The 24,700-nt window shown below is 62.3% G+C and carries 23 protein-coding genes; 13 read left to right on the top strand and 10 right to left on the bottom strand.

Features of this window, described 5'->3' with window-relative positions; translation table 11 throughout:
• Window positions 1-63: 63 nt before the first annotated feature.
• Window positions 64-1,503, bottom strand: coding sequence for an MFS transporter (locus tag AC1DD7_RS07675; RefSeq protein WP_477514475.1), 1,440 nt, complete (start codon window positions 1,501-1,503; stop codon window positions 64-66).
• A gap of 96 nt (window positions 1,504-1,599) precedes the next feature.
• On the opposite strand from AC1DD7_RS07675, the gene AC1DD7_RS07670 reads away from it, so the two are divergent.
• The 4 genes from AC1DD7_RS07670 to AC1DD7_RS07655 all read left to right on the top strand — a co-directional run bounded on the left by AC1DD7_RS07670 (window position 1,600) and on the right by AC1DD7_RS07655 (window position 5,464).
• Complete coding sequence (locus AC1DD7_RS07670) at window positions 1,600-1,977, top strand: MarR family transcriptional regulator (RefSeq protein ID WP_442004331.1); 378 nt, start codon at window positions 1,600-1,602, stop codon at window positions 1,975-1,977.
• A 197-nt stretch (window positions 1,978-2,174) separates the two neighbouring features.
• On the top strand, window positions 2,175-3,758 hold the full coding sequence (locus AC1DD7_RS07665) for a M23 family metallopeptidase (protein WP_477514474.1): 1,584 nt from the start codon (window positions 2,175-2,177) through the stop codon (window positions 3,756-3,758).
• Window positions 3,759-3,857: 99 nt separating this feature from the next.
• The gene (locus tag AC1DD7_RS07660; RefSeq protein ID WP_442018676.1) at window positions 3,858-4,340 is read left to right on the top strand and encodes a glutathione peroxidase; all 483 of its coding nucleotides are present in this window, start codon (window positions 3,858-3,860) and stop codon (window positions 4,338-4,340) included.
• A gap of 140 nt (window positions 4,341-4,480) precedes the next feature.
• Window positions 4,481-5,464 carry a phosphodiesterase gene (locus AC1DD7_RS07655; protein ID WP_477514473.1) on the top strand — a complete coding sequence of 328 codons (984 nt, stop codon included), beginning with the start codon at window positions 4,481-4,483 and terminating at the stop codon, window positions 5,462-5,464.
• Here AC1DD7_RS07655 and AC1DD7_RS07650 read toward each other — a convergent pair.
• Both AC1DD7_RS07650 and AC1DD7_RS07645 read right to left on the bottom strand, forming a co-directional pair.
• Window positions 5,442-7,031, bottom strand: coding sequence for a stealth family protein (locus tag AC1DD7_RS07650; protein ID WP_477514534.1), 1,590 nt, complete (start codon window positions 7,029-7,031; stop codon window positions 5,442-5,444). The two genes, AC1DD7_RS07655 and AC1DD7_RS07650, sit on opposite strands and share 23 nt — an antisense overlap.
• A 47-nt stretch (window positions 7,032-7,078) precedes the next feature.
• Window positions 7,079-7,999 carry a Cof-type HAD-IIB family hydrolase gene (locus AC1DD7_RS07645; protein ID WP_477514472.1) on the bottom strand — a complete coding sequence of 307 codons (921 nt, stop codon included), beginning with the start codon at window positions 7,997-7,999 and terminating at the stop codon, window positions 7,079-7,081.
• 137 nt (window positions 8,000-8,136) lie between these two features.
• Between AC1DD7_RS07645 and AC1DD7_RS07640 the strand changes: the two genes are divergently transcribed.
• Complete coding sequence (locus tag AC1DD7_RS07640; RefSeq protein WP_062069994.1) at window positions 8,137-8,436, top strand: type II toxin-antitoxin system VapB family antitoxin; 300 nt, start codon at window positions 8,137-8,139, stop codon at window positions 8,434-8,436.
• Window positions 8,437-8,458: 22 nt separating this feature from the next.
• Window positions 8,459-9,103, top strand: a complete 645-nt coding sequence (locus AC1DD7_RS07635; protein WP_442018678.1) for a LytR C-terminal domain-containing protein — start codon at window positions 8,459-8,461, stop codon at window positions 9,101-9,103.
• 102 nt (window positions 9,104-9,205) lie between these two features.
• On the opposite strand, the gene AC1DD7_RS07630 is transcribed toward AC1DD7_RS07635, so the two are convergent.
• On the bottom strand, window positions 9,206-9,892 hold the full coding sequence (locus AC1DD7_RS07630) for a TetR/AcrR family transcriptional regulator (protein WP_477514471.1): 687 nt from the start codon (window positions 9,890-9,892) through the stop codon (window positions 9,206-9,208).
• Window positions 9,893-10,052: 160 nt separating this feature from the next.
• Between AC1DD7_RS07630 and AC1DD7_RS07625 the strand changes: the two genes are divergently transcribed.
• The 5 genes from AC1DD7_RS07625 to arfA all read left to right on the top strand — a co-directional run bounded on the left by AC1DD7_RS07625 (window position 10,053) and on the right by arfA (window position 16,015).
• Window positions 10,053-11,051 carry a LacI family DNA-binding transcriptional regulator gene (locus AC1DD7_RS07625; RefSeq protein WP_477514470.1) on the top strand — a complete coding sequence of 333 codons (999 nt, stop codon included), beginning with the start codon at window positions 10,053-10,055 and terminating at the stop codon, window positions 11,049-11,051.
• A 182-nt stretch (window positions 11,052-11,233) separates the two neighbouring features.
• On the top strand, window positions 11,234-12,568 hold the full coding sequence (locus tag AC1DD7_RS07620; RefSeq protein WP_477514469.1) for an extracellular solute-binding protein: 1,335 nt from the start codon (window positions 11,234-11,236) through the stop codon (window positions 12,566-12,568).
• Between the two features lie 36 nt (window positions 12,569-12,604).
• Window positions 12,605-13,525 carry a carbohydrate ABC transporter permease gene (locus AC1DD7_RS07615; protein WP_477514468.1) on the top strand — a complete coding sequence of 307 codons (921 nt, stop codon included), beginning with the start codon at window positions 12,605-12,607 and terminating at the stop codon, window positions 13,523-13,525.
• Between the two features lie 2 nt (window positions 13,526-13,527).
• A complete protein-coding gene (locus AC1DD7_RS07610) occupies window positions 13,528-14,430 on the top strand; it encodes a carbohydrate ABC transporter permease (protein WP_477514467.1) in 903 nt (300 codons plus the stop codon).
• Window positions 14,431-14,476: 46 nt separating this feature from the next.
• Window positions 14,477-16,015 (top strand): arabinosylfuranosidase ArfA, encoded by a 1,539-nt coding sequence (arfA, locus tag AC1DD7_RS07605; RefSeq protein ID WP_477514466.1) that lies wholly within the window; start codon window positions 14,477-14,479, stop codon window positions 16,013-16,015.
• An 81-nt stretch (window positions 16,016-16,096) separates the two neighbouring features.
• Here arfA and AC1DD7_RS07600 read toward each other — a convergent pair whose 3' ends face one another.
• Window positions 16,097-16,798: a DsbA family oxidoreductase gene (locus tag AC1DD7_RS07600; protein WP_477514465.1), complete on the bottom strand. Its 702-nt coding sequence runs from the start codon at window positions 16,796-16,798 to the stop codon at window positions 16,097-16,099.
• 218 nt (window positions 16,799-17,016) lie between these two features.
• Here AC1DD7_RS07600 and AC1DD7_RS07595 point away from each other — a divergent pair, with 218 nt between their 5' ends.
• Together AC1DD7_RS07595 and AC1DD7_RS07590 are read left to right on the top strand one after the other, a co-directional pair.
• Window positions 17,017-18,099: a glycosyltransferase family 4 protein gene (locus AC1DD7_RS07595; protein ID WP_477514464.1), complete on the top strand. Its 1,083-nt coding sequence runs from the start codon at window positions 17,017-17,019 to the stop codon at window positions 18,097-18,099.
• Between the two features lie 40 nt (window positions 18,100-18,139).
• A complete protein-coding gene (locus AC1DD7_RS07590) occupies window positions 18,140-20,275 on the top strand; it encodes an amylo-alpha-1,6-glucosidase (protein WP_477514463.1) in 2,136 nt (711 codons plus the stop codon).
• A 32-nt stretch (window positions 20,276-20,307) separates the two neighbouring features.
• On the opposite strand, the gene AC1DD7_RS07585 is transcribed toward AC1DD7_RS07590, so the two are convergent.
• From AC1DD7_RS07585 to AC1DD7_RS07565, 5 genes are all read right to left on the bottom strand, one after another.
• Complete coding sequence (locus AC1DD7_RS07585; RefSeq protein WP_477514462.1) at window positions 20,308-20,838, bottom strand: N-acetyltransferase family protein; 531 nt, start codon at window positions 20,836-20,838, stop codon at window positions 20,308-20,310.
• 88 nt (window positions 20,839-20,926) lie between these two features.
• Window positions 20,927-21,319: a universal stress protein gene (locus AC1DD7_RS07580; protein WP_442006904.1), complete on the bottom strand. Its 393-nt coding sequence runs from the start codon at window positions 21,317-21,319 to the stop codon at window positions 20,927-20,929.
• The gene (locus tag AC1DD7_RS07575) at window positions 21,316-22,926 is read right to left on the bottom strand and encodes a tripartite tricarboxylate transporter permease (protein ID WP_477514461.1); all 1,611 of its coding nucleotides are present in this window, start codon (window positions 22,924-22,926) and stop codon (window positions 21,316-21,318) included. Before AC1DD7_RS07575 ends, AC1DD7_RS07580 begins: the two co-directional genes overlap by 4 nt.
• Window positions 22,926-23,429: a tripartite tricarboxylate transporter TctB family protein gene (locus tag AC1DD7_RS07570; protein ID WP_216921747.1), complete on the bottom strand. Its 504-nt coding sequence runs from the start codon at window positions 23,427-23,429 to the stop codon at window positions 22,926-22,928. Before AC1DD7_RS07570 ends, AC1DD7_RS07575 begins: the two co-directional genes overlap by 1 nt.
• On the bottom strand, window positions 23,426-24,436 hold the full coding sequence (locus tag AC1DD7_RS07565; RefSeq protein WP_477514460.1) for a Bug family tripartite tricarboxylate transporter substrate binding protein: 1,011 nt from the start codon (window positions 24,434-24,436) through the stop codon (window positions 23,426-23,428). The genes AC1DD7_RS07570 and AC1DD7_RS07565 overlap by 4 nt, the downstream gene beginning before the upstream one ends.
• Window positions 24,437-24,700 lie beyond the last annotated feature (264 nt).

The following is a 24,700-nucleotide window of genomic DNA, read 5'->3' as shown; positions in this document are numbered from 1 at the left end:
GCAATTTGTGTACAGCTCCTGCCCTGCGGAGGCGGTCGAAAGGGCAGGAGCCGTGCACAAAACCTAGGAGCGGATGCGGCGCCTTGACGGTGCTGCTGCCACCAGCAGGGCCGCGATGGCGACGGCGGCACTGAGGATGAGGCCCGGGCGGTACTGTTCCAGCATGGCCTGGGCGCTGACGGTTCCAGCCGCCTTTCCGTGTCCGCTCACCAAAGCGGTGGTGACTGCCAGGACCAGTGCTGCCCCCACTTGGGTGCTGGTTTGGATCAAACCGGCAGCCAGGCCTTGCTCAGAGTCCTTGATGCCTGTGGTGGCCTGAACGTTGATGGACGGGAAGGCCAGAGCGAATCCGATGCCCAGCAGGATCACCGAGGGCAGGATGTCCAGGGCGTAGTTGGGCGTGGTGCCCACCCGGAGGAACAGGACGTAGCCCAAGCCAAGTGCCGTGAGGCCCGTGAGGATCAGTTGGGTGGCACCGAATTTCTCGATCAGCCGGTCAGCAAAAGGAGCACTCGTGGCCACCAGCAATCCGGCGGGCAGCAGGGCCAAAGCCATGCCCAAAGGCGTCCAACCGAGCACCGACTGCAAGAACATGGTGACGATGAACTGGAAACTCAGGTAGGAACCGAAAAGCCCCACTGCGCTGAGGTTGGCCCGGGCTACCCAGCCTTCCTTGAGGATGCCGAAGCGGATCAGTGGGTGCTTGACCTTGTTCTCTATCACCGCGAAGGCCGCAAGGACCGCTGCAGATACTGCGAATCCGGCGATAGTTGCCACAGATCCCCAGCCCTGCTCCGGCGCTGAAACCAGCGTATAGACGAGGCCGAGCATGCCCAGCGCGAGCGTCACGGCACCCCAGATGTCATGCCCGCTGTTTTCTGCGGACGGCTTGTCTTTCGGAATGAACTTCATGCCCAGCAGGACAACGGCGACGGCGATCGGCACGGAAACCAGGAACGTCCACCGCCAGCTCAGGCTGGTCATCAGCCCACCGACCACCAGGCCCAACGAGAAGCCGCTGGCGCCGAACGTGGTGAAGATGGAGAGGGCCTTGTTGCGCTCGCGGCCCTCGGCGAAGTTAGTGGTGATGATCGAGAAGCCTGTGGGCGCGGTGAACGCTGCCGCGAGACCCTTAACGAACCGGGTGGCGATCAGGATCGCGGGATCGTCCACCAGGCCACCGAGGAGTGAGGCTGCGGCGAACACCGCCAAGGCGATGAGGAATATGCGACGGCGGCCCAGCAGGTCCGCGAGCCGGCCGCCCAGGAGCAGGAGGCTTCCGTAACCCAGGACGTAGGCGGAGACGATCCACTGGAGGGAATCGGTTCCGAGGTTGAGTTCATGTCCGATGGAAGGCAGGGCCACGCCAACCATGGAAACATCCAGCCCGTCCAGGGCGAGGACGGTGCAGACAACCATCAGCAACAGCCACTGGGCGCGCGTCCAACGTACGGCTGCAACCACGGTCTCGGCGGATCTTTGAAGGGTGGTGGGTGATGTCATGCCACCAAGCTATATGACGCGTCATTGAATGACAAGGAATATGACGCAGAATATTATGACGTGGATTCTAATGGCGGAATGGACTAGAATCGGGGCATGGCAACGACGCGTGACCGCCAGCTCGTTGAGCAGTGGCGAAGCATTCAGGACTCCTACTTCCGCACCGCAGGAGCCATTGACCGCGCCTTGGAAGCCAAGTTCGATATCGGCTTGAACGAGTTCGAAATCCTGGACCTCGTGGCAGAAAGCACTGACGCCGCTTGCCGCATGAAGTCTTTGGGGGAGCGCACCCCCATGACCCAAAGCGCCGTTTCCAAGGTGGTGGACAGGCTGGAAAAAGCAGGGCTGGTCTCCCGCCAAACGTGCGCCGATGATCGTCGCTCCCTGTTTCTTGAACTCACAGAAGCCGGCCGCGCGCTGCACGAATCCGCCGCCGTGGAACACCGTGCACTGCTCAAGGAAAACCTCGGCTAAGGCGTCCTCCCCGAATCTCAAGATCCCTTGAGCAAAAACTGAGGAAACCCTGCGCTTCACTGGGGCCGGAAAGCCTTTATTTTCATTTTGATTCCCGCAACAATGGTGCTTGCACGCCAGGCTGGGGTTTGGTGCCGCTGGCTTTGGGGAGTGTTCTTGTGGGCAAGCATAGTGAATCTTACCGATATGTAGACTTGGTGCGCACCGACGTTTTTCGTCGCATGCTCATCGCCGGAATCCTGGCAGCCGTAGCCTTTTTCGCTTTTGGTTTCCAACCCCTGAATTCCGTCTCTACCGGCTCCGTGGATGGTTCTGTGGCGCAAGGCGTCGTTGGACCTTTCTCGCTTGGTAGCCTAGTGCCGCCAGAAGCCGAAACAACAGTGATCGACACCATGCCTGAGCCGCCGGCCCAAGAGGCTGGCACGCCCATGGTCTACTTCGACCGCGCACTTGTCCGGACAGTGGCCAAGGACGGATCCTCCGGCCTGACCGTCGCTTCGTCAGGTTTGTCGCGTCCACCGGCCGGCAGCCTTTACGCGCCGCTGGAAGTCCTCAACCCGAGTTCTCCGTACGGCTACCGCTACAGTCCATTGACCGGACTTCCCGGCGAGTTCCACTGGGGCCAGGATTACGCTGCGGCATGCGGCACAAGGGTCTACGCCGCCGACGCCGGAGTGGTCAAGGCCGTCGGCTGGCACCCTTGGGGTGGAGGCAACCGTGTTGAGATTGAACACGGCAACGGCCTGGTCACCACGTACAACCACCTTCAAGGGATTGGTGTTACCCAAGGCCAGTCCGTGCGAGTCGGAGAAGTCATCGCCGAGGTAGGGACCACAGGGTGGTCCACTGGTTGCCACCTGCACTTTGAGACGATCGTAAACGGCCTGCACACCAACCCAAACGGCTGGATCTACCTGCCGCTCCGGCAGATCGATCCGCTGCAGAACATCACCATGGTGAACTACCAGCCTGGAGTCGGAACAGGCGTCTCTGCCTCGCCGCAGTGGGCCGTGCCGGTGTCAGACAGCAGCAACCGGGCCGTCATAGGTGGCGAGCACGAAGAGAGCGTTGCTCCGCCGGTGATCACACAGCCGGGCACTTCGGGCACGACGCCGCCTGTCACGCAGGCGCCACCCGCCACTTCGGGCACTACACCGCCTACGCAGACCGTCACACCGACTCCGACGGCCACGGCAACGCCAACCCCGACAGGGACGGCAACGCCTACGCCAACAGCTACAGCGACACCGACCGCGACGGCAACGCCAAGCCCGACGGCGACTTCCACACCGACGCCCACCACAACGACGCCTGTCACGACGACGCCTGGTACGACGACGCCTGGTACGACAACACCTGGCACAACGACGACTGTGCCCAGCACGTCGCCGGTGGCTCCCAGCACCGCCACCCCGCCCGCCGTCGTCGAGCCCGTGGCGCCGGTTGCTCCCGCAGCGCCCGTGAACCCGGCCCCTGCTCCAGTAGCCCCTGCGCCCGCACCGGTAGCTGTTGCACCAGCCCCCGTGGTAGTTGCGCCAGCGCCGGTAGTTGTAGCACCGGCACCCGTGGTGGTTGCTCCCGCCCCGGCCGTGGTCACTCAAACCGTGGCGCCCGTGGCTCCCGTGCCGGCGGCCCCCGTGCCCAGCCCCGCGGCAGTGCTTCCGTCAACGCCTCCGGCAGTGGTTCTTCCGCCTGGATACATCCTCATTGGCCCGGACAAGGTCCAGCGGCCGGACGGCGTGATCGTGCCGTTGTCTTCGCTCATCCTTCCCGCGTCATAAGCCAGCGAGCGTAGGTACCCCTAGGTTTCATGGCTGCGGCAGCTCCCGTAAGCTCGATGGCGGCAATCCCGCCAGACGACGTCGTCAGGAAGCGATCACATGAGAACCCTGTACAGCATTCCCCTCACCTTCAACGATGGCTCTGAAGCAGACTTCGGACGCTTTGAAGGGAAAGCGGTACTGGTGGTGAACGTGGCCTCCGAATGCGGCTTCACGCGCCAGTACGCGGGCCTTGAGGAACTCTACGGAAAGTACCGTGAGGACGGCCTGGAAATCCTTGGCGTGCCCTGCAACCAGTTCGGCGGCCAGGAGCCCGGCGCCGACGAGGAAATCGCGGAGTTCTGCGAACGCAACTTTGGCGTCTCTTTCCCGCTCACCAGCAAGGCCAACGTCCTGGGCAAAGAGCAGCATCCGTTGTTTGCCGAGCTGACCCGGGATGAGTCCGGGCAGCCGGTCAAGGTCAAGTGGAACTTTGAGAAGTTCGTCATAAACCGTGACGGCGAGCTGGTTGCACGGTTCCCCTCAACGGTTGAACCTGACGCGCAGGAACTGGTTGACGCCGTTGAAAAGGCTTTGTCATAAGAGTCCTCGAATTCGAAAGGAGAAAGAAATTTTCCAACATTCCGCCGGCAGTTGGCCTCTTGTTGGCTTGTTGTCTGGTTGGATTGGAAGTACTGGAATGACACGGGAGACGCCGTCTCCCACCAAACGCTAAGGCAGCTATGGAGCTCATCGAGGCCGAGTACCCCAAACCAGGTCATGTGCTTTTGCACTTGAGCGATCTTCACTTGGTGGCCGGTCCAGACACACTTCATGGTTCTGTTGACAGCGCTGCCAGGCTCCAGGAGGTCTGCGATCAGATCATTGCCTCCAGGATCAAGCCAGAGGCCATCATCTTTACCGGCGACCTTGCGGACAAGGGCGAGTTCCGAGCCTACAAACGTCTCCGCGAAATGATTGAGCCTGTGTGCGATGCGCTCGGAGCGAAGGCCATTTGGGCCATGGGCAACCATGACAACCGCGCGAACTTCCGTTCCGCGTTCCTGGATGCCTCCGTAGCGAGCCGGCCGCAGGATCCTGTGGACCGCAGCTACTTCGTCAACGGGCTTCGGATCATCACCCTGGACACCACGGTCCCCGGACACCACCATGGGGAGTTGTCCGAATCCCAGCTTCAGTGGCTGGCTGAAGAGTTGGCCACTCCCGCCCCGGACGGCACCATACTTGCCCTTCACCATCCGCCGGTCCCGTGCGTCCAGGACCTGGCCGTGCTGGTGGAGTTGCGCGGCCAAGCCGCCCTGGCCGCCGTCGTCCGAAACACAGACGTCCGCACCATCCTGGGTGGCCACCTGCACTACTCGACGACGGCGAGCTTCGCCGGCATCCCGGTATCGGTCGCCTCAGCTACCTGCTATACCCAGGACCTGGGGGTGCGTGCCGGCGGACAGCGCGGACGTGACGGAGCGCAGTCGTACAACATGATCCACGTCTACGAGCACACGATCGTGCATTCCGTGGTTCCGATGTCCGGTGGCGTCACAGTTGGCGAGCCCTTGGATGCAGCCGAGGTTCAGCGACGGCTGGGGGCGGCCGGCATCCGCATTCCGCACGAGTCCCGGGTGGGGGCCCACACGTCGCCGGGCACGCACACCTCCTCGCTTCCGCTTGTTTCTCCCGGTGGCTTTACTTCTCCCAAGGTGCCTTAACCGGGAAGTACTTCTCCAGGAAGTCGGTCACCAGGTCGGCTCGTTCATTCGCCTCGACTTCGGGGAAACTGCCGTCATTCAGGCAGAAGAAGTCCATGTGGCGCTTTGCAAGCAGCTTGGGCAGGTAGTGCAGTCCGGCCCACATGGTGGAGTCCACATACCTGACCTTGGCGCTGGTCTGCGTAACGGCGCGGCCGGTGAGCAGTGCGTAGTAGTGGTAGAACGAGTTGGTCACTGAAATGTTGTCGGCGGCCCGGAACCGGCTGCCGGCGGTCTTCGCGAACTCGGCGGGAAATTCCTTCTCCATCTGGGCCACCACGCTCCGGCGCAGGGGAGCGGCCGTGTGTTCCAGGTGCCTGGTGGTGATCCGTCCGAAGCGTTCCCACAGCAGCTTGCGGTTGACGCGCGCAGCGTTCTCGAAGCCGCTCCGTTCGGCGTCGTTCTCTCCCAGGCCAATACGGGTGTCAGCCTCGATGAACTTGGTGATTCCTCCGGGCGTGAAGAACATGTCAGGGCCAACGGGACGGCCGAAGAACATGTCGTCGTTGGAGTAGAGGAAGTGCTCGGACAATCCCTCGATATGGTGCAGCTGGCACTCCACTGCTTGCGAGTTGTGGGTGGGCAACACTGACGGATCGGCGAAGAACTCTTCGCTGCGCACGATCGTCACCGAGGGGTGGTCGGCCAACCACGCCGGGGCGGGCGAATCGGTGGCGATGAAGATCCTGCGGATCCACGGTGCAAACATGTGTACCGAGCGCAGCGCATACTTCAGCTCGTTGATCTGCCGGAAGCGTGCCTCATGGTCGTCGCCCTCGCCGAGGACAGCCCCAGCCTGCTGGGCGCGCCTCCTGGCGATGTATTCGGGGTCGCTGCCATCCACCCACGAGAAGACGATGTCGATGTCGAAGTCGATGTCGCTCGCATGGTCAGCGAACATGTTCTCGATGGTCGGCCAGGTGAGGCCGTGGCGCTGCACGGTACCGCGAACGGCGTCCTGGCGCAGCATGGTGCGCCGGGTCAGGGAATTCTCCACGGGGAGTTCAAGGCGGTCGCCTTCGAACCTCCACAGCTCCAACTGGACACCAAGGGCAGGGCCGTACCAAAGCCCGCCGCCGAGCTCCACCCTGGGCCGGTACAGGCGGAAGATGCGTGCCTTCCGGTTGGCCGAGAGTTCGCCGTCTGCCACCAGGACCGAGGTTTTCTTCTTGGCATCGACGGTCATGGAGTAGAACGGCTCATTGCGGAAGGCGGCAACCAGGGCCTCGCGCACATCCTTGCGCGACTCCCAGTCGACGGCGATGACCGGCCTTTCGTCGTTGCCACGCACCAATATGAAGTCCACGCCGGCTGCGTCCAAGGCAGCGCGGATGGCCAGGAGGTCCGCAACCATGGCCTGCTGGGGCGTGAGGTCGCCGTTAAGGAGGGCGTAGCGCCCGCGGTGACGGACGACGTCGGACCTGTGCTTCAGGTGGGCAACGACGGCAGGTGAGACCGCCTCGGCGATCGCATCTTCCTCTACGGTGGGGCTGCCGTGGTAAATCGGATCGACCTGTGCTTGCGTGATGGCTTTTCTCCGTACTGTTGTGAGTCGTTTCTGGGGAATGCAGGAGTCTAAATGGCGAGGGCGTCGCGCCAGCTGCGCAGGAAGGCTCCGCCGGCGTCGTCGTGAATGACGTCGTCCGCCAGCTCGAGGTCGGCGGCGGTAAGAATGGTGTAGGGCTTCACCGGAACGCCGTCTGCGGGCCGGACGTCCACGTGCTTCACGTCGTGGTCGTTGTAGTGAAGCCAGTCTGCCATGGCGTAGTCCGTACGGGAATCACCTACGGTGCGCCAGGAGAGTGGGGTGATTCCCTGGGCGGCCAACAATTCCACGGCCCGGCTGGCGCCAAGGTCCTTGCCCAAGCGGACGGATTCGATGTCCGTGGAAATGATGGTGGGGTCCAGGCGGTAGTCCACGGTGTCATCGGACTCAGGGGCGTGGTGGTCCAGGATGGCTGCGTTCAGGCCGTGGCGGCCCATGATGTTCAGGGCATCGGCGTCGAAGAGTTTTTGCTCGGCCAGGTAATCTTCGCTGGCCACTTCAACGTGCTGCTCAACGGAGACCATGGCACGCTTGGTCTCATCGAAGAACATATGCGCGGAGTAGTCCTCGGCAACGAGCCTGCGGATGTCATCCCCATATGCCTTGGGCACGGCGAGCTCGTGGTCCACGTGGATGGGGCCAGGACCGGCGTCGGTGTAGCTGAACCACACGGCGCCCTTTTCGCAGATGGCGTGGATGATGGTGTCGGCCGGCATTCCAGCAGCGATCATCGGCCCCATGACCTGTTCGCTGATGAAGGCATCCGATCGGCCTGTGTTGAAGATGACGGGGATGCCGGCCGAAGCCAGCGCCACGAGGTCTGCGATGATATCCGGCTTGACGTCGCGCGTCACAGGGCTGGCGATGGGGCCGTCGACGTCCAGCAGCAGCGCGAGGGCTGGGGCCGTGTGGGCAGCGGTCCGGTCGGTACCTTGGAGCGATTGAGTCATGCCCCTATTCTGTCAGTCCCCGAGGTGTGCATCACAGCTGTGACGCCAGACGTTCGGATAGTCACCGTTTGGCCACAACCTGCGTGTGCCGGGGGTCACAAGTTCCGTTAGCGCAGCAACTTCCATAGGCTTGCAGGGTGATCTTCAAAGCTGTGGGCGAGGGACGCCCGTACCCTGACCATGGATATTCCGCGCCCCGTGACTGGGCTGCCCTTCCACCGCGGCCTGTTCGCCTCGATGAACTCGTCACCACCAAGCGCACCCTTGATCTGGAGGCGTTGCTGGCAGAAGATTCAACGTTTTTTGGGGATTTGTTCCCGCACGTCGTTCAGTACCAGGGCGTGCTGTACCTCGAAGATGGGCTGCATCGGGCAGTCCGCACCGCGCTCCACCAGAGGACGGCCATCCACGCACGCGTGCTGGTGATCGATGGCTAGGCAGCGCAAGCGTCCCAAAGATGTGACGCAGTTACACGGGCACCATGTGGTGACCGGACCGGAGCTTCGTGCCACCTTCGCCGAGGACGCACGTGCCCAACGCAGCCGCTTCCGGCGCCGGGTCTTCCACGCCATCGTTCTTGTCCTGCTGGTTGGTGTCATAGCGGCCGGAGCAATCGGCGCCTGGGCCATCATGAACGGCGTCATCAGGATTCCGACGGCGATCGCCAGCAAGGCGCCCACCAGCCTCTGCCCCACCACCACGTTCGATTACGTGCCGAACGAAACCGTGAATATCAACGTCTTCAATGCCACATCGCGTGCAGGCCTGGCTACTACTGTTGCCGACGAGTTCAAAGCACGGGGGCACAAAGTCCTGTCTGTGGACAACAGTGATACTGCCTACTCGGGGATCGGCGTGGTGGTTTCAGGAGTCAAAGGCCAAGCAGCTGCATTCAACATCCAGCGGAATTTGGCAGGAACGGACTACTTCCAGGACAACCGCGAAGACGAATCAGTGGACGTAGTCCTCACCCGGGGCTTTCAGGGCTTGGTGGAACCGCAGCTCGTCGATCAGACTCCCGGCAAGCTCAGCTGTCCGCGTGAGGACCTGAGGATTGCGGATACTTCCCGATGGCCGATCATCCCCACCCGCCCGGCTCAGTAGGGCGGGCCAGTAGGCCGGGCTGACGACGCGTCGGCTGATTTTCGCCACGCAAAGTGGTGGGCGATGCCCTGATTTGGGTGTCGCCGCCCTGTTGCTCTGGCGTTAGCCGGCCAGGGTGTCAGGGACTGCACCATCCACACGGATGGGCTTGCCCGCCTCGTCGAACTGCGCTCCCGCACCTAGCTGGATGAACCGCACCGTTTGCGCTGTCTGGAGCTCGACGTCGGAGGCTGGGGCAGGCGGGGGAGTCTCGCCGTCGGGCGTTCGGTTGCGTCGTGCGGCGCTGGCTGAGAGTGTGCCGTGGATGAGCCGCGCCAACTGGGCGACATCCGTGTCCGGGAGGTAGCCCTGCTGGACGCCTTCAGTCAGGATGTCCTGGAGGAGGACGTTGAGGTCGCCCACGTGATCTGCGAGCTTAGCGAACGAGGCCGGGGATAAGACGGCGGCCATCGCTGGCCCCGGCGGAAGGTGGCGGCGGCTGAGGTCCTCTACCTGTGCGCGGACGTAGAGGGCCAGCCGGTCCACCGGGTTATCAAGAGCTGCGAGCGAGTCGCGAAGGTCCACGATGAAGCGCTCGGTTTCATCCAGCGCGTACGCAATGAGCAGTTGCTCCATGTCTGCGTAGTAGTTGTAAACGGCGGTGCGGCCAACGCCCGCGTGGCGCGCGACGTCCGTCATGGTGAGGCCGGGAAGGCCATGGGTAAAGAGGAGCTCGCCAAAGGCGGTCAGAATACGGCGTTGGGTCTCGGCGCGTTGGGCAGCATTCGTGGCGGCCGTGATCCTGGGCATATAGACACTTTACAATGATGTGTCACCAAGTCCTGCAGTTTGCGTACTCGTGACGCCCGTTGGAGGCCTTCGCGAGGGCATTGGGTAAACACAAACTCGCGTAGCATCGTGGGAACCGGACTCGAACTTCACCCGGACACTAAATTCACAAGGGGGACTGTTGCGGGCAACGGTCAAGGATGTGGCACGCCGCGCGGGAGTGTCGCCGAAAACCGTCTCGAACGTCATGAACGGAATCGTGCCGGTCAGCGCTCCAACGCGGCTCAGGGTTGAGCAGGCAATGCAGGAGCTGGATTACGTTCCCAACCTTTCCGCCCGCGGACTCCGCAACGGCCGCTCCGGTGTGATCGCCTTGGCCTTGCCTGACCTGGCCACCCCGTTCTCCGCTGAGATAGCGCAGAGCATTGTGGAAGTAGCCCACGAGCAAGGCTGGAGCGTCCAGATCGAGGAAACCGGTTCGGACCCGCAGCGCGAGCAGGAGTTGATGACCCGCGCGCGCTCCAACCTCATCGATGGGCTCATTCTCAATCCGGTGGTGCTGGATGAAAGTGCCGTCAAGGTTGGGGTGGCCTTGCCTCCCGTCGTGCTGTTGGGCGAAGTGACACAGGAGCTTGCGGACCGGGTTTACGTGGATAGTTTCGCAGCTGCCCGGGATATGACGCTTGCCTTGGCCAAATCCGGGCGCCGGCGTATCGCCGTGCTCGGGGTCAACCGTCGAAGACGGTCGGCTACAGCGATCCAGCGGACCCAGGGTTACGAGGCTGCGCTCCAGATCCTCGGGATCCCCAGGGATGAATCCCTGCTGATTCCTTGTGGACCGTGGACGCCGGGATCTGCAGCCGAAGCGCTGACCCGCTATCTTGATTCGAACCCGCTGCCTGAGGCTTTGTTCTGCTTCACGGATTCGCTGGCCATTGGTGCCCTCAATGCGCTGTGGAAGAGGGGTGTTCGTGTTCCTGATGACATCGCGGTGGCAGGTTTCGACGACGTCATGGACGGGCGGTACGCCGTTCCCTCGCTGACTACCGTATCTTTCGACAAACGGACCATCGCCACCGAAGCGCTGCGCCTCCTCACTGCGCGCATGGCCGACAGGGGCCACGGACAACGCGTCGTCACGGTGGACTACACCATTGTGGAGCGAGACAGCACGGGCTAAGCGGTCTTTGAAATTTAACTGTGCGCGCTAACAATTTTTCCTTGCCTCAGATATTACAACGATGTAATGTGAGAGCCGCGTCACCCCCGGGCCACCCTTTACCCGGCAGTGGAGATGCACCGGAGCCGGATTTGCGCAGCAGTTGTGTTCTTTTTCAGCGGACCCTTCCAAAGGAGTGACGGGTGAAGCAGTTTGAATCTTTGACCGGGAAACAGTTGTCCCGGAGACAGTTATTGACCGGATCGGCCCTCCTCGGAGGCGGGATCCTGGCCACGGGCCTCACAGGCTGTGGAGGTGCGGCCCAGGCAAACACGGTTCAGGACATTGATTTCTGGCATCTCTTGTCCGGCGGTGACGGCATCAAGATGCAGGCCATGATCAACAGTGCCAACCAGGCCAACCCTGGCTTCAAGGTCCACCCCACGGTGTTGGCTTGGGGCCCGCCGTATTACACCAAGCTGGCCATGGCGTCAGCGGGCGGGCGACCCCCAGAGGTGGCCATCATGCACGCCAGCCGGGTTCCCGGGTATGCGCCCGGCGGGCTGATTGAGCCTTGGGATTTGGATCTGCTTGCTGAAAATGGCGTCAGGCCCGAGAACTTCGCCCCGCGAATCTGGGAAAAGAGCCAGCAAGACGGGAAAGTCTTCTCCATCGCGCTGGACTCCCACCCATTTGTCATGTTCTACAACACTGACGTGGCAGGCAAAGCGGGAGTCCTGGGCAACAACGGCCAGCTTCAGGAAGTGAGCTCCCCACAGGAGTTCAAGGCCATGGCCCTGGAAATGCAGAAAGTCACCAAGGCCCACGGCCTGTCCTTCGGATACCTGGGCAGCGGCTCCCAGATGTGGCGCCTGTTCTACACCCTCTATAAACAGCACGGAGCGGACATAGTGCTCACGCCGGGCCAGGCCATGGAAGTGGACCGGGATGCAGCCATTGAGTCGTTGGAGTTCATGACCTCGCTCTTCGACGACACCATCGCAGCCCAGGCCGGCGACATCAGCACGGGCATCGCGGAGTTCGCGCGCGGCGGCTCGGGGATGCTGTTCAGCGGCGTCTGGGAACTGCCCACCATGAAGAATGCGGGGATACCCGTAGACGCAGCCACCATCCCAACCTTGTACGGGACACCAGCCTCCTACGCGGACTCGCATTCCTTTGTCCTCCCTCGGCAGCTCACACTGAACGAGGACAAACGCCGCGATGTCTACAAATTCGTCACGGACGTCCTCAAGGGATCTCTGTCCTGGGCGGAAGCGGGACACATTCCGGCCTTCCAACCTGTGGTCAAATCCCAGGGTTACCGCGAGCTCACGCCCCAGATCCACTACGCCAACGCAGCGGACATCATCGCCTACGACCCCGAAGCATGGTTCAGCGGCTCCGGCTCGGACTGGCAGACCTACTTCGCGGAGAACGTGCAGAACGTCCTTCTGGGGCGGGACAAGGCATCAGTCGGCTGGGATGCCTTCGAACACCGCACCAACACGCTTCTTTCCCGTCCTAACCCGGTCTAGCCGGCCAACGTACCGAGCGACCAAAGGAGTTCTTGAATGAGTACCTCTACGCTGTCCCGGCCAAGGCCGGATAGTCTGCGCAGGCCGCGGAGCCGCACCAACAACAATCTGAGCGGCTGGGCCTTCGCCACCCCGTTCCTGGTGTTCTTCCTCGCCTTCCTCGTCTGGCCCATGGTCTACGGCTTCTACATGAGCCTCACGGGCAAGTCCCTTACCGGCGCCAACGACAAACTGATCGGGTTCGACAACTACGCCGAAGCACTGGCCGACGCCGATATGTGGCATTCGCTGGGCAACACCCTATATTTCACGGTCATCAGCACGGTTCCGCTGGTCCTGGTGGCCCTGGTGATGGCAGCGCTGCTCAATATCGGGCTCCCGGCCCAATGGCTCTGGCGGCTGTCCTACTTTGCCCCGTACCTCCTGGCGTCCACGGTTGTCTCACTGTTCTTCACCTGGATGTACAACCCGCAGCTCGGCCTCATCAACGAGTTCCTGGCAGGAATCGGACTGCCTCGAGTCGCGTGGCTGAATGATCCCAATGTGGCCATGTGGGCGATCGTCATTGCAACGCTGTGGTGGACCGTGGGCTTCAACTTCCTTCTGTACCTGGCAGCGATGCAGAACATTCCAACGCAACACTATGAAGCGGCGTCCCTGGACGGTGCCGGCGCTTGGCGGCAGTTTTTCTCCATCACCCTGCCGCAACTCACGCCCACCACCGTGATGATCGTGCTGCTCCAGATCCTGGCGTCCCTGAAGATCTTCGATCAGGTGTACCAGATGACGGCCGGCGGTCCCGCTGGGACTACTCGTCCCGTGGTGCAGTACATCTTCGAAACCGGGTTCACCGGATACCGGCTGGGATATTCGGCAGCCATCTCCTACATCTTCTTCGGGCTGATCGTGGTGGTCTCCATCATGCAGTTCGTCATCACCCGCCGCAGGAGTGCATAACCATGGCAACCCCCACCCTCACGCGTCCCATGCCGGGCGCCGCACCCACCACCGCACTGAAGATCCACCAGCCACGGAAAAAGCTGACCGTCGGCAGAATCACAGCGATCGTCGCCGCCGGATTCATCGCGGTGTTGTGGCTGATCCCGTTTGCCTGGGCCACGGCCACCGCTTTCAAGACCGAGACGGATGCCGCGGCTCCGGATGTCACCTGGCTGCCGCCGTCGGGCTTTACCCCGGACGCGTTCATCAAAGTGTTCCAGGACGGCAACATCCCGCTCTGGACGTGGAACTCGCTTTACACGTCGGCGGCCATCACGGCCATCACCCTGGTGATCTCGGCGCTGGTGGCGTATGCGCTCTCGAGGATCGATTTCAAGGGCAAGAAGGTACTGATGACCGTGATTATCGCGTCCATCATCATCCCACCGCCGGTCCTGATCATTCCGCTGTTCTACCAAATGCTGGCCCTGCACCTGATCGATACTTCCTGGGCCATCATCCTGCCGCAGGTCATCCACCCGGCCATGGTGTTCGTGCTGAAGAAGTTCTTCGACCAGATCCCGCGGGAACTCGAGGAAGCCGCCGTGATGGACGGTGCCAGCCGCTTGCGCATCTTTACCCAGATCATCCTTCCGTTGTCCCGCCCGATCCTGGCCGCCGTCGCGATCTTCGTGTTCATCGGTGCGTGGAACAACTTCCTGTGGCCGTTCATCGCAACCAACGACGGCAACCTGCTGACCCTCCCGGTGGGCCTGCAGACCATCAAGAGCGCCTACGGCATCCAATACGCCCAGAACATGGCGTCCGCTTTGTTGGCCGCTTTGCCGCTCATCGTCGTCTTCCTGTTCTTCCAACGCCAGATCATCAAGGGCGTCGCGACGACGGGACTCGCCGGAACCTGATCCGGCACCTTCGCTCACCACCTTTTGAACACAACCAAGGAGATACATGTCCCGCGCACGCATCACCCTCGATCGCGATTTCACCATCGGCGAGGTACCTAGACGCCTCTTCGGCTCCTTCGTGGAACACATGGGCCGCTGTGTGTACAGCGGCATCTACGAACCCGGACACCCTGAGGCCGACGAGAACGGCTTCCGCCAGGACGTCCTGAAGCTGGTCAAGGAACTGGGCGCCACCGTCATCCGGTACCCCGGCGGCAACTTCGTCTCCGGCTATAACTGGGAAGACGGCATCGGCCCGCGCGAAACCCGGCCCCGCCGCCTGGACGGTGCCTGGCACACGGTGGAGACGAATGCTTTCGGCCTGCACGAGTTCGTGGATTGGTCCAAGCAGGCCGGCACGGAAATCATGGAAGCCATCAACCTGGGCACCAGGGGAGTGGATGCTGCCCGCGAGATCGTGGAGTACGCCAACCACCCCGGCGGGAGCTACTGGTCCGATCTGCGCGCCAAGAACGGCCACAAGGACCCGTTCGATATCAAGCTGTGGTGCCTGGGGAATGAAATGGACGGTCCTTGGCAGATCGGCCACAAGACCGCCGAGGAGTATGGGCGACTTGCCCAGGAAGCGGCCAAGGCCATGCGCTTCGTGGACCCTGACATTGAGCTTGTTGCGTGCGGCAGCTCCAACTCCCGGATGCCAACGTTTGGTGCCTGGGAGCAGACGGTCCTCACCCACACCTACGACGAGGTGGATTACGTTTCCCTCCATGCCTACTACTACGAGCACGAAGGCGACGTCGGCAGCTTCCTGGCATCCGCCGTCGATACCGACTACTTCATCGAGTCAGTGATCGCCACCGCGGACGCCGTGCGGGCCAAGGGCAAGCACAAGAAGCACATCAACCTGTCCTTCGACGAATGGAACGTCTGGTACCAGCGCGGCCTGGACACTGAGGACCAGCCTCACAACGTGATCAAGGCTGGTTGGCGCGAGCACCCCCGCATCATCGAGGACAAGTACAACGTGACGGATGCCGTGGTGGTGGGCACCCTGCTCAACTCGCTGCTCCGCCATGGCGACCGCGTCAAGATCGCCAACCAGGCGCAACTGGTCAACGTCATCGCGCCCATCCTGTCAGAAGAGAACGGACCGGCCTGGAAGCAGACCATTTTCCACCCGTTCGCGCGGATGGCTGAGCTCGCCAAGGGCCAGATCCTTCGGCTTTCGGTGGACTCGGACAAGTACTCGAACAGCCGCTTCGGGGACACGGACCTTGTGGACGTCAGCGCGACGTGGAACGAGGAAACGGGCCGGGCGGCATTGTTCTTCGCGAACCGCGGGCTGGAAGAAGCTGCCGACGTCGAGGTTGCCCTGCGCGGCTTCGACGCCCGCCAGGTTCTCCGCGCCGAAGTCCTGGAGATCCCCGAGGGCGGCGACAGGTTCACCACCAACACGCAGGACCAGCAGGGCCGCGTCGGTCTGAAGCCGCTGGAAGGCGTCAAGGCGACTGGTTCGGAGCTTCGGCTCACGCTGCCCGCATTGTCCTGGGCCGTCGTCGAGCTTGAGGTTGTGAAGGCCTAGCGCCGCCCTTTAAGAGCAACGCTGGGTCACTTATGGCCTATCCCGAGGGGGATTATGGGCCATAAGTGACCTCGCGTTGTTTTAATTGACGCTGCAGCCGTCCGGACCGCAGGCCTCGGCGTCGGATGCGCCCACGGGGATCAGGGGATTGGCTTCCTGCCATGCCTGGTTCAGCGCCTCACTGAAGAGCTCAGCCGGCTGGGCGCCCGAGATGCCGTACTTGCGGTCGATGACGAAGAACGGAACGCCGGTGACGCCGATGGCGCGCGCTTCATTGATGTCCTCGTTGACGGCGTCTGAATATTTGTCAGTGGTGAACAGCTCCGCCACTTCGCCCGCGGGGAGTTCCAGAGCGGTGCCAAGTTCCGTCAGATACTCCTGGTTGCCGATGTCCTTGCCATGCTCAAAGTGATCGCTGAGCAGGCGTTCCTTCGCGGCATCCTGGCGGCCATGGGCTGCGGCCAGGTGGATGAGGCGGTGAGCCGTGAAGCTGTTGGCAACCACTACCTTGTCGAACTGGTAGTCCAAGCCTTCGCCCTTGGCGGTCTCCGTGACGTGGGCGAACATCTGCTTGACCTGCTCCGGAGCCATGCCTTTGCGCTTGCTCAGATAATCCAGTTCCGTGCCGTCATAGTGCTCCGGGATTGAGGGATCCAGCTGGTAGCTCTTCCACTCAATGTCCACGGAATCACGGTGCGGGAACTGTGCCAGGGCAGTCTCAAAACGGCGCTTGCCGATGTAGCACCACGGACACGCGACGTCGGACCAGATCTCAATCTTCATGCTGTGATCAACCTCCAGGGCCGCGGGGGCATTCCGGAAAAGTCTGTTATTTTCGTCACCCATTGCCGGGGCGGGCGTGCCCAGCCTAATGTGTGAAGCAGGTTATGCAGCTAGCCGGTGGGGCGCTCTTCGCCCCAGGAATCGCGTGTGTCTGGGGCCGCGATCAACACGAGGTTGAACCCCGTGCGTGGGTTCGCATATTTGTGGAGGCCTTCAGCATGCGCATTGGACTCATCGTTGGGCCATGGTTCACAGTGCCCCCGGAACGGTATGGCGGCACGGAGCGGGTGGTGGACGCCTTGGCGCGGGCCTTGGCCGATGCCGGGCACGAGGTGCTCCTGGCCACGGCAGCCGACAGTACTTGCCCGGTTCCCCAATTGCGGGGCTTTGGGCCGAGCGAGCCTGAAGAGTTGGGGCAGACGCTCAGCGAGTTGCACCACGTCATCAAGGCTTATGCCGGCATGAAGGACGTGGACATTATCCACGACCACACCCTTGCCGGGCCCCTCTACGCCCACCGGCCGCCGGGTGTTCCCGTAGTGACCACCGTCCATGGCCCGCTGACACCGAGGTATGCAGGGCTCTACCGGGATATGGCCCAGGACACCGCAATCATCGGCATTTCGCGTGACCAATGCAGCCGCATTTCCGACCTGCAAATATCCGCAGTCATCCACCATGGCCTGGACCTGTCCACGGTTTCTGTCGGCGACGGGGCCGGCGGCTACGCATGCTTTGTTGGACGTATGTGCCCGGACAAAGGCTTGCTGGAGGCGGTGGCAGTTGCCCGCGAGGCCGGTGTGCCGCTGCGCATCGCGGCCAAGATGCATGCCAAGGAGGAGCGGGACTACTTCCACGACGTCGTGGAGCCGATCCTTGGGTCACAGGAAGAATTCCTCGGCGAACTCTCAGATCCGGAGAAGTACGAACTGATGGGTGGAGCGATGGCCCTGATCAACCCCATCCAGTGGCATGAACCGTTCGGGCTGGTCATGATTGAGGCGTTGGCCACAGGAACACCAGTTCTGTCCACCCCCATGGGCGCGGCACCGGAAATAGTCCAGCATGGCGTCACAGGATATCTCGCGCAGACCAATGAACTCGCAGGGTTTGTACAGGACGTGCAAGGGCTTAGCCGTGCGGAGTGCCGGCGTACCGTGGATGAGTATTTCAACGCAGCACGGATGGCGGCGGACCATCTGGAGCTTTATGCCACGGTCATCGAAGAATTCAAGGCCGGAGGCCTTCCCGGCGACGGCAAGTTGCAAGACAATCAGAGGCAAGCCCCCATCAACCTGTGATTGATAAGCAGGACATTTCCCGAGGAAGGCTTCGTGGGCCATGACTGCTTGGAACGCCGATACGGAGGCAGGCGCTTCCGAGCTGGGCGCCGTGACCATCGTCGAAGGTTCATCCTTCTGCATCTCAGCCCATTCCGGTGACATCCACGGCGGCGGCTCCCAAGGCACCTACTACCAGGACACCCGGATCGTGTCGCGTTGGATCCTCAGGATCAACGGTGCCCTTCGGGAACCATTGGTCACCACCAACCGAACCGCCTTTCAGGCCGAATATGTTGGCCGGGCCTGCTCCAGCGATGGCCGCTTCGACAGTCCGCTGGTGGTCCAGCATGAGCGGCACGTGGGCGCCGGCCTGCGGGATGATCTCACCATCAGGAACTACTCCGGCCAGCCGGCGCCGTGCGAAATCGAGTTGCTCATCGACGCCGACCTCGCAGACCTCTTCGACGTCAAGGGTGGCCGGGCAAGCAGGGCAGGAGCCGCCGAGAAGACTGCCCACAAGAAGGAGCTGCACATTGAGTCCGTCCACGCCAACGGGGAACGCCGTGGCGTGGTGTTCCGGGCTTCGGGAGCCAAAGCGAATCCGGAAGGATTAACGTTCCACATCACCATCCCTCCCCGCAGTCAATGGAGTACCAGCGTCATTGCCATTCCGTTGATCAACGGAAAACGACCCGATGACCCGTTCACGGAAACCACGGCGCTGCACCACACCATTGGGGTACGGCGGCACATGGCGTGGGCAGAGCACATTCCCCGGATCGCTGTCACGGACAGAAACGTTGAGGAAGTCCTGGAACGAAGCCAGAGCGATCTTGGTTCGTTGCGGATCTTCGACCACGAACACCCTGGGCGTGCTGCAGTCGCAGCAGGCGCACCCTGGTTCATGGCACTTTTTGGACGCGACTCTATCGTGGCGTCGTACATGTCACTCATGGTGGATCCCGGACTGGCAGCGGGCTCGTTGCAAACACTGGCCGGACTTCAGGGCAGCAAAGAGGACGTCGACTCCGAGGAAGAACCGGGCCGGATGCCCCACGAGGTGAGGCTGGGAGTCACCGCAGGACTCTCCTTGGGCGGAACCGCCTACTACGGGACGATCGATGCGACCCCTCTCTTCGTCATGCTGCTGGGGGAGCTGAGCCGATGGGGCTTGGGCGCGGACATCATCGAGTCCCTCCTTCCCCATGCCGATCGTGCTATCTCCTGGATGGAAAACTACGGTGACCGGGATGGCGACGGGTTCATCGAATACCAACGCCCCAACAGCCACGGCCTGATCAATCAAGGGTGGAAGGACTCCTGGGACGGCATCAACTTCGCCGGCGGCAAGATCGCTGAAACCCCCATTGCCCTGTGCGAGGTCCAGGCCTACGCCTACGGCGCCTACGTTGGGCGTTCGCTGCTGGCGCGCGCCGCGGGCGATACCGCCGTCGAGCGCCGTTGCGCCGACCGGGCCGAAGCGCTGAAGGATGCGTTCAACGAGGCTTTCTGGCTGCCGGACAAGGGCTATTTCGCCCTTGCCCTGGATAAGGACAAGAAACCCGTGGATTCCTGTACGTCCAACATGGGCCACTGTTTGTGGACGGGCATTGTGGACGAGGACAAGGCTGCACTTGTGGCGGAGCGGCTGATGTCGCCTGAGATGTTCACGGGCTGGGGGATCCGCACCCTGGGTTCGGACATGGGAGCTTACAACCCCGTCAGCTACCACAACGGCTCGGTCTGGCCGCACGATACGGCTCTCGTGGCGACTGGACTCATGCGGTACGGCTTCGTCAAGGAAGCCAGCCGGGTAGCGAGTGGATTGTTCGACGCCGCTGAGCACTTTGGCGGTCAGCTTCCGGAACTGTTCTGCGGCTTTGACCGCTCGGACTTCCCGGAGCCGGTGCCCTATCCGACGGCGTGTTCCCCGCAGGCGTGGGCGGCTGCGGCCCCGATTCAGCTGGCCCGCATCCTGCTGCGGTTTGACCCCGATTTCACCAGGAAAGTACTCCATCTGGCGCCCATCCTCCCGGACGCGTTCGGGGAGTTCAAAGCCGAAAACGTGCTGCTGGGGCGCTCGCGGGTCACCATCCAGGCTTCCGCGGGCAATGGCACCGTGACAGGATTGCCGGCCGGCTTGGAGTTGCACTCCGATCCCCGACCACCCTTGGCGGGGGACTTGTTCGGCTAGCTGGCCACGGCCTCAGGCCGAGCTGCCATTGGCTAGAGCGCGTGCTCCATGACGAAATCATGTTCCACGGTGTCGCCCAGTTTGAAGGACTTGGTGCCCACCCTCTGAAAACCACTCTTTTCGTAGAAACGGATGGCCTTGGCGTTTTCACTGTTAACGCCGAGCCAGAGTCCGGCCGCGCCCTTCTCCGCCGCGTCGGCGATGGAGGCCTTCATGAGGCGGGATGCGGCTCCTTGGCCGTGGTGGTCCGGGTGGACGTAGCACTTGCTGAGTTCCGTGGAGGGGAGCGCCGAGAGGACAGAAGCTACATCCGGGTCGCCTGCCGGCTTGGCAATCAGCATGGTGTACCCGTTGAGCTGGCCGTCGTCGTCGAGCACCAAAATGGTGATGTTCGGATCGGCGAGGTAATCCACAAAGTTCGCTTCGGCGAGCGTCTTCTCGAGATGGGCCTGTATGTCCGCCGGTGAGGCGCCCGGTGGGCACGCCAGCGGGAAGGTGACGGCCGCAAGCTCAGCCAGCTTCCCGGCGTCGTCCGCTGTTGCTGTTCGAATGGTCTCGGCCACGTGGCCCTCCTTGCAGTTTGTGAACGGCTAATGCCCCTAAGAACGAATCTTAAGGGCATTAGTTGTTCACAATCTCCCGGTTTTGCGTTTAGTCGGCTTTCACCGCGAGCACCGGGCAGTCCGCTTCCAACAGGATCCGTTGCGAGACGCTGCCCATGATGAGTTTGCCTACCGGGCTGCGGCGGCGGAGGCCAATCACAATCAGCTCCGCGTTGTGCTCGTCCGCCGCATCCAGTACCTCAGCAGCGGCATCGTGGCCGCGGACGGGCTGCTTGATGATGTGCTCGATGCCTTGCAGGGCAAGGCGCTCCTCGATGGTCTGGATCTCCGGTTCCTGCGCATACCTGTTGTCCACCAAGGCGTCGCCCTTGGAAGAATTGATCACCAGCAGGGTGTCGTTGCTTTTCTTGGCTTCGGCAATGGCTTGGGTCAATGCGGCTTCGCCCTCGGGCGTGGGGACGTAGCCCACCACGATGGTCATGGCTTCTCCTTGTTGTGGTGGATGTCGTGCTGGAGCGGGGTGGTGGTTTTGTCTGCTTGGATGGCGGCGTCCTCCGTCAGGAGTGCTTCACTGGGGTGCGCCGGGACCACGCTGGCTGGCACCGGACGGTTGCGGCGGACCAGCTTGAAGAGCAGCGGCCAGAGGATGACGATAGCCACGATGATGTAGACGACGACGGCGATTGGCTCGCTCCACAGCCCGGCGGGGTCACCGGCGAACAGCTGGAGAGTCCTGCGCAGCTGGCCTTCGATGCGCGGGCCGAGGATGACGCCCAGAATCAGGGGCAACACAGGTAGCCCGAAGCGCCGCATCATGAATCCCAAGGCTCCGAGCACCAGCAGGATCACCAGGTCGAACGCCTGCAGGTTCACCGAGTAGGCGCCCAACGTAGCGAAGAAAAGGATGCCGGCGTAGAGGTAGGGCCGCGGAAGCTGCAGCAGCTTTGCCCACAGGGGTGCAAGGGGCAGGTTGATGAGCAGGAGCAGCAGGTTGCCGATGAAGAGGCTCGCGATGAGCGCCCACACCAGGGGACCTTGGCTGGAGAACAGCTGCGGACCGGGCTGGATGCCGTAGGAGGTGAAAGCCGCGAGCATGACGGCGGCTGTGGCGTTGGTGGGCAGGCCGAGGGCAAGCATTGGGGTCAGGGTCCCGGCGGCTGCAGCGTTATTGGCCGCCTCCGGGCCCGCGACGCCTTCGATGGCTCCCTTGCCGAATTCCTCCGGATATTTGGTCAGCCGTTTCTCGGTGACATAGGAGAGGAAGGTGGGGATCTCGGCACCACCGGCGGGGAGTGCACCAAACGGGAAGCCGAACGCCGTGCCACGCAACCAGGGTTTCCAGGAGCGGGCCCAGTCCTTCTTGCCCATCCAAGGCCGTCCGACGGGAATGATGTGAAGCGGTGAACGCCGCAAGTGCGCGGCAACCCACAGTGCTTCACCCACGGCGAAGATGGCCACTGCCACCACCACGATGTCCAGGCCGTCGGCCAGCATCGGCTGACCGAATGTCAGGCGGCGCTGTCCCGTAACGGAGTCAATGCCCACCAAACCGATGGCCAAGCCCAGTCCCAAGGAGGCAAAGCCCCTGAGCCGGGATGAACCCAGGACTGCGGTGACGGCCAGCAAAGCGAGGATCATGATGGCGAAGTAACTCGGTGCGCCCAGGCTCACGGCGAACTGAACCACCAACGGTGCAAGACCTGCCAGCAGGGCCGTACCGATGGTACCGGCAATAAAGGAACCAATGGCCGCAGTCGCCAGCGCTTGGGCTGCCCGGCCGGCTTTAGCCATCTTGTTGCCCTCGATGGCCGTCACAACAGACGACGATTCGCCGGGTGTGTTCAGCAGGATGGAAGTTGTTGAGCCGCCATACATGCCGCCGTAGTAGATGCCGGCGAACATAATAAAGGCGCTGGTGGGCTCAAGAGCGGCCGTAACAGGAAGCAGCAGCGCCACAGTCATGGCCGGGCCGAGCCCTGGCAGAACACCAACGGCCGTACCCAGGAGCACGCCGATCATGGCGTACAAGAGGTTCATGGGGGTGAGGGCGGTTGCGAAACCGTCCATCAAAGAGGACCAGACGTCCATCAGAGGATTCCTTCCAGGAGTCCGGCCGGCAACGCAATGCCAAGGCCGAGGTAGAAGCCGTAGAAGGTGGCCAGGGATAGTGCAACGGAGATGATCCCGTCACGGACGTAGTGCCGGCTGCCAAGTGCCAGCACGCTGCCCCAGAACAGGACAGTGCCGGAGATGACCCAGCCGGCCCAGTCGATGAGCAGGATGTTGAGGATGAATGCTCCTGCAAGAGGAAGCACGGTCTTCCAATCGGCGGGGTGCGCGAGGTCAATGTCCTCGCCGCCTTCCACCTCACCCTTGCCACCGCGGAGAACGTTGATGGCCAGCAGAATTGCGCAGACCACCAGGAGCCCGGCAACAACGAAGGGAACCGCCTTGGGCCCTACCGGGTCCGACTTCGAATATGGGGTCACCAGGCCGTTGGCGTCGAGGAAGACAAGGACGCCTACCGCGCCGAGCAGGAGGGCTACCCCCAGCTCGGCGCGGCCTTTGAGGCCTGTTGCCAGAGTGCTCACGCCAAGCCAAGCTTGGTGAGCACGTCCGCCACCCGCTTGTCCTGGTCCGTCAGGAACTTCTGGAACTCGTCACCGGTGATGAAGGCGTCGGTCCAGCTGTGGGTCTTGAGAGCTTCTTTCCAGCCAGCGGATTCGTGCATCTTCTCCAGTGCGGCAATCAGGGACTTCTTGTCGTCCTCGCTGATGCCCGGAGGGGCCACCATGCCACGCCAGTTGGTGAAGACCAGATCGATCTTGGACTCCTTCAGCGTGGGAGCGTCAACACCTTCAAGACGCTTCTCGCCACTGGTGGCCAGGACGCGTACTTCACCGGACTTGATCTGCTGAAGGTACTCGCCGGCACCGGAAGCAGCGAAGCCAAGCTTGTTGCCCAGGATGGCTGGAAGGAGATCTCCACCGCCGTCATAAGCGACGTAGTTGACCTTCGTGGCGTCAATGCCAACTGCGCCTGCCAACTGCATGGGCAAGAGGTGGTCGGGACCACCAGGCGAGGAACCGCCACCCACGGAGATCGAACCTGGATCTGCCTTCCAAGCCTTCACGAGGTCATCGATGGTCTTGTATGGGGAGTCCTTGCTGACCATGATGGCGCCGGGCTCTTCAATGAGCCGTGCCAGCGGGGTGGTCTGGGTCAGCTTCGACTCGGACTTGTTGGTGTAACTGGCACCCACAACACCCAGACCCATGAGCATGGTGAGGTCCCCGTTGCCCTTTTCGTTGACGACGCGGGCGAGACCCACCGTGCCGCCTGCACCTGCAAGGTTGAACACCTCCGTGTTGTTGGCGATCTTCTCGTCGTCGAGCACCTTGGCGGCTGCCCGTGCGGTGGTGTCGTAACCGCCGCCGGGAGTATTGGGAACCATGATCTGGAGTCCGGTGACGGGTCCGGCTGCAGCGCCGGAGCTGGCAGAACCAGTGGAGCTCTTACCTGTGGCGCCGCAACCGGTGGCCATCAGGGCGATGCCGGCAGCGACGGCGGCGACTCGCAATGCGCGGATCTGGCGCATGGTGTTCCTCTTCTCATCATCGAAAAATTCAGTGCGGGGCGATCAGCGTTGTGCCCCCGTGAATTGATGCTAGGTGCCGGCGTGACGGTCATCACTCTTGTGTTCGCAGTGATCTTTAAGTTCATTGCGTTCACGCCTTTGCCTTCGCATAGGGCCTGGCCCCGCTGGTGCTCAGCGTGCTTAGGGTATAGTTCCGATACGCCAAGGCGGACTGCTTTTGAAGCTGTTAACGGCCCTTGCATAGTGGAATCATCAAAGGATCCA

The sequence above is a fragment of the Paenarthrobacter sp. 10L412 genome (assembly GCF_056395565.1).
The sequence above is the reverse complement of the archived record's forward strand: the minus strand, read 5'-3'. Positions and strand labels throughout refer to the sequence as shown.

Excerpts from the sequence above, each read along its gene's own strand:
- AC1DD7_RS07610 (WP_477514467.1), top strand. The coding sequence starts at position 13,528 with ATGGCAACCCCCACCCTCACGCGTCCCATGCCGGGCGCCGCACCCACC.
- AC1DD7_RS07595 (WP_477514464.1), top strand. The coding sequence starts at position 17,017 with ATGCGCATTGGACTCATCGTTGGGCCATGGTTCACAGTGCCCCCGGAA.
- AC1DD7_RS07660 (WP_442018676.1), top strand. The coding sequence starts at position 3,858 with ATGAGAACCCTGTACAGCATTCCCCTCACCTTCAACGATGGCTCTGAA.
- AC1DD7_RS07675 (WP_477514475.1), bottom strand. The coding sequence starts at position 1,503 with ATGACATCACCCACCACCCTTCAAAGATCCGCCGAGACCGTGGTTGCA.
- AC1DD7_RS07590 (WP_477514463.1), top strand. The coding sequence starts at position 18,140 with ATGACTGCTTGGAACGCCGATACGGAGGCAGGCGCTTCCGAGCTGGGC.
- AC1DD7_RS07580 (WP_442006904.1), bottom strand. The coding sequence starts at position 21,319 with ATGACCATCGTGGTGGGCTACGTCCCCACGCCCGAGGGCGAAGCCGCA.
- AC1DD7_RS07645 (WP_477514472.1), bottom strand. The coding sequence starts at position 7,999 with ATGACTCAATCGCTCCAAGGTACCGACCGGACCGCTGCCCACACGGCC.
- AC1DD7_RS07565 (WP_477514460.1), bottom strand. The coding sequence starts at position 24,436 with ATGCGCCAGATCCGCGCATTGCGAGTCGCCGCCGTCGCTGCCGGCATC.
- AC1DD7_RS07575 (WP_477514461.1), bottom strand. The coding sequence starts at position 22,926 with ATGGACGTCTGGTCCTCTTTGATGGACGGTTTCGCAACCGCCCTCACC.
- AC1DD7_RS07615 (WP_477514468.1), top strand. The coding sequence starts at position 12,605 with ATGAGTACCTCTACGCTGTCCCGGCCAAGGCCGGATAGTCTGCGCAGG.
- arfA (WP_477514466.1), top strand. The coding sequence starts at position 14,477 with ATGTCCCGCGCACGCATCACCCTCGATCGCGATTTCACCATCGGCGAG.
- AC1DD7_RS07600 (WP_477514465.1), bottom strand. The coding sequence starts at position 16,798 with ATGAAGATTGAGATCTGGTCCGACGTCGCGTGTCCGTGGTGCTACATC.
- AC1DD7_RS07670 (WP_442004331.1), top strand. The coding sequence starts at position 1,600 with ATGGCAACGACGCGTGACCGCCAGCTCGTTGAGCAGTGGCGAAGCATT.
- AC1DD7_RS07630 (WP_477514471.1), bottom strand. The coding sequence starts at position 9,892 with ATGCCCAGGATCACGGCCGCCACGAATGCTGCCCAACGCGCCGAGACC.
- AC1DD7_RS07655 (WP_477514473.1), top strand. The coding sequence starts at position 4,481 with ATGGAGCTCATCGAGGCCGAGTACCCCAAACCAGGTCATGTGCTTTTG.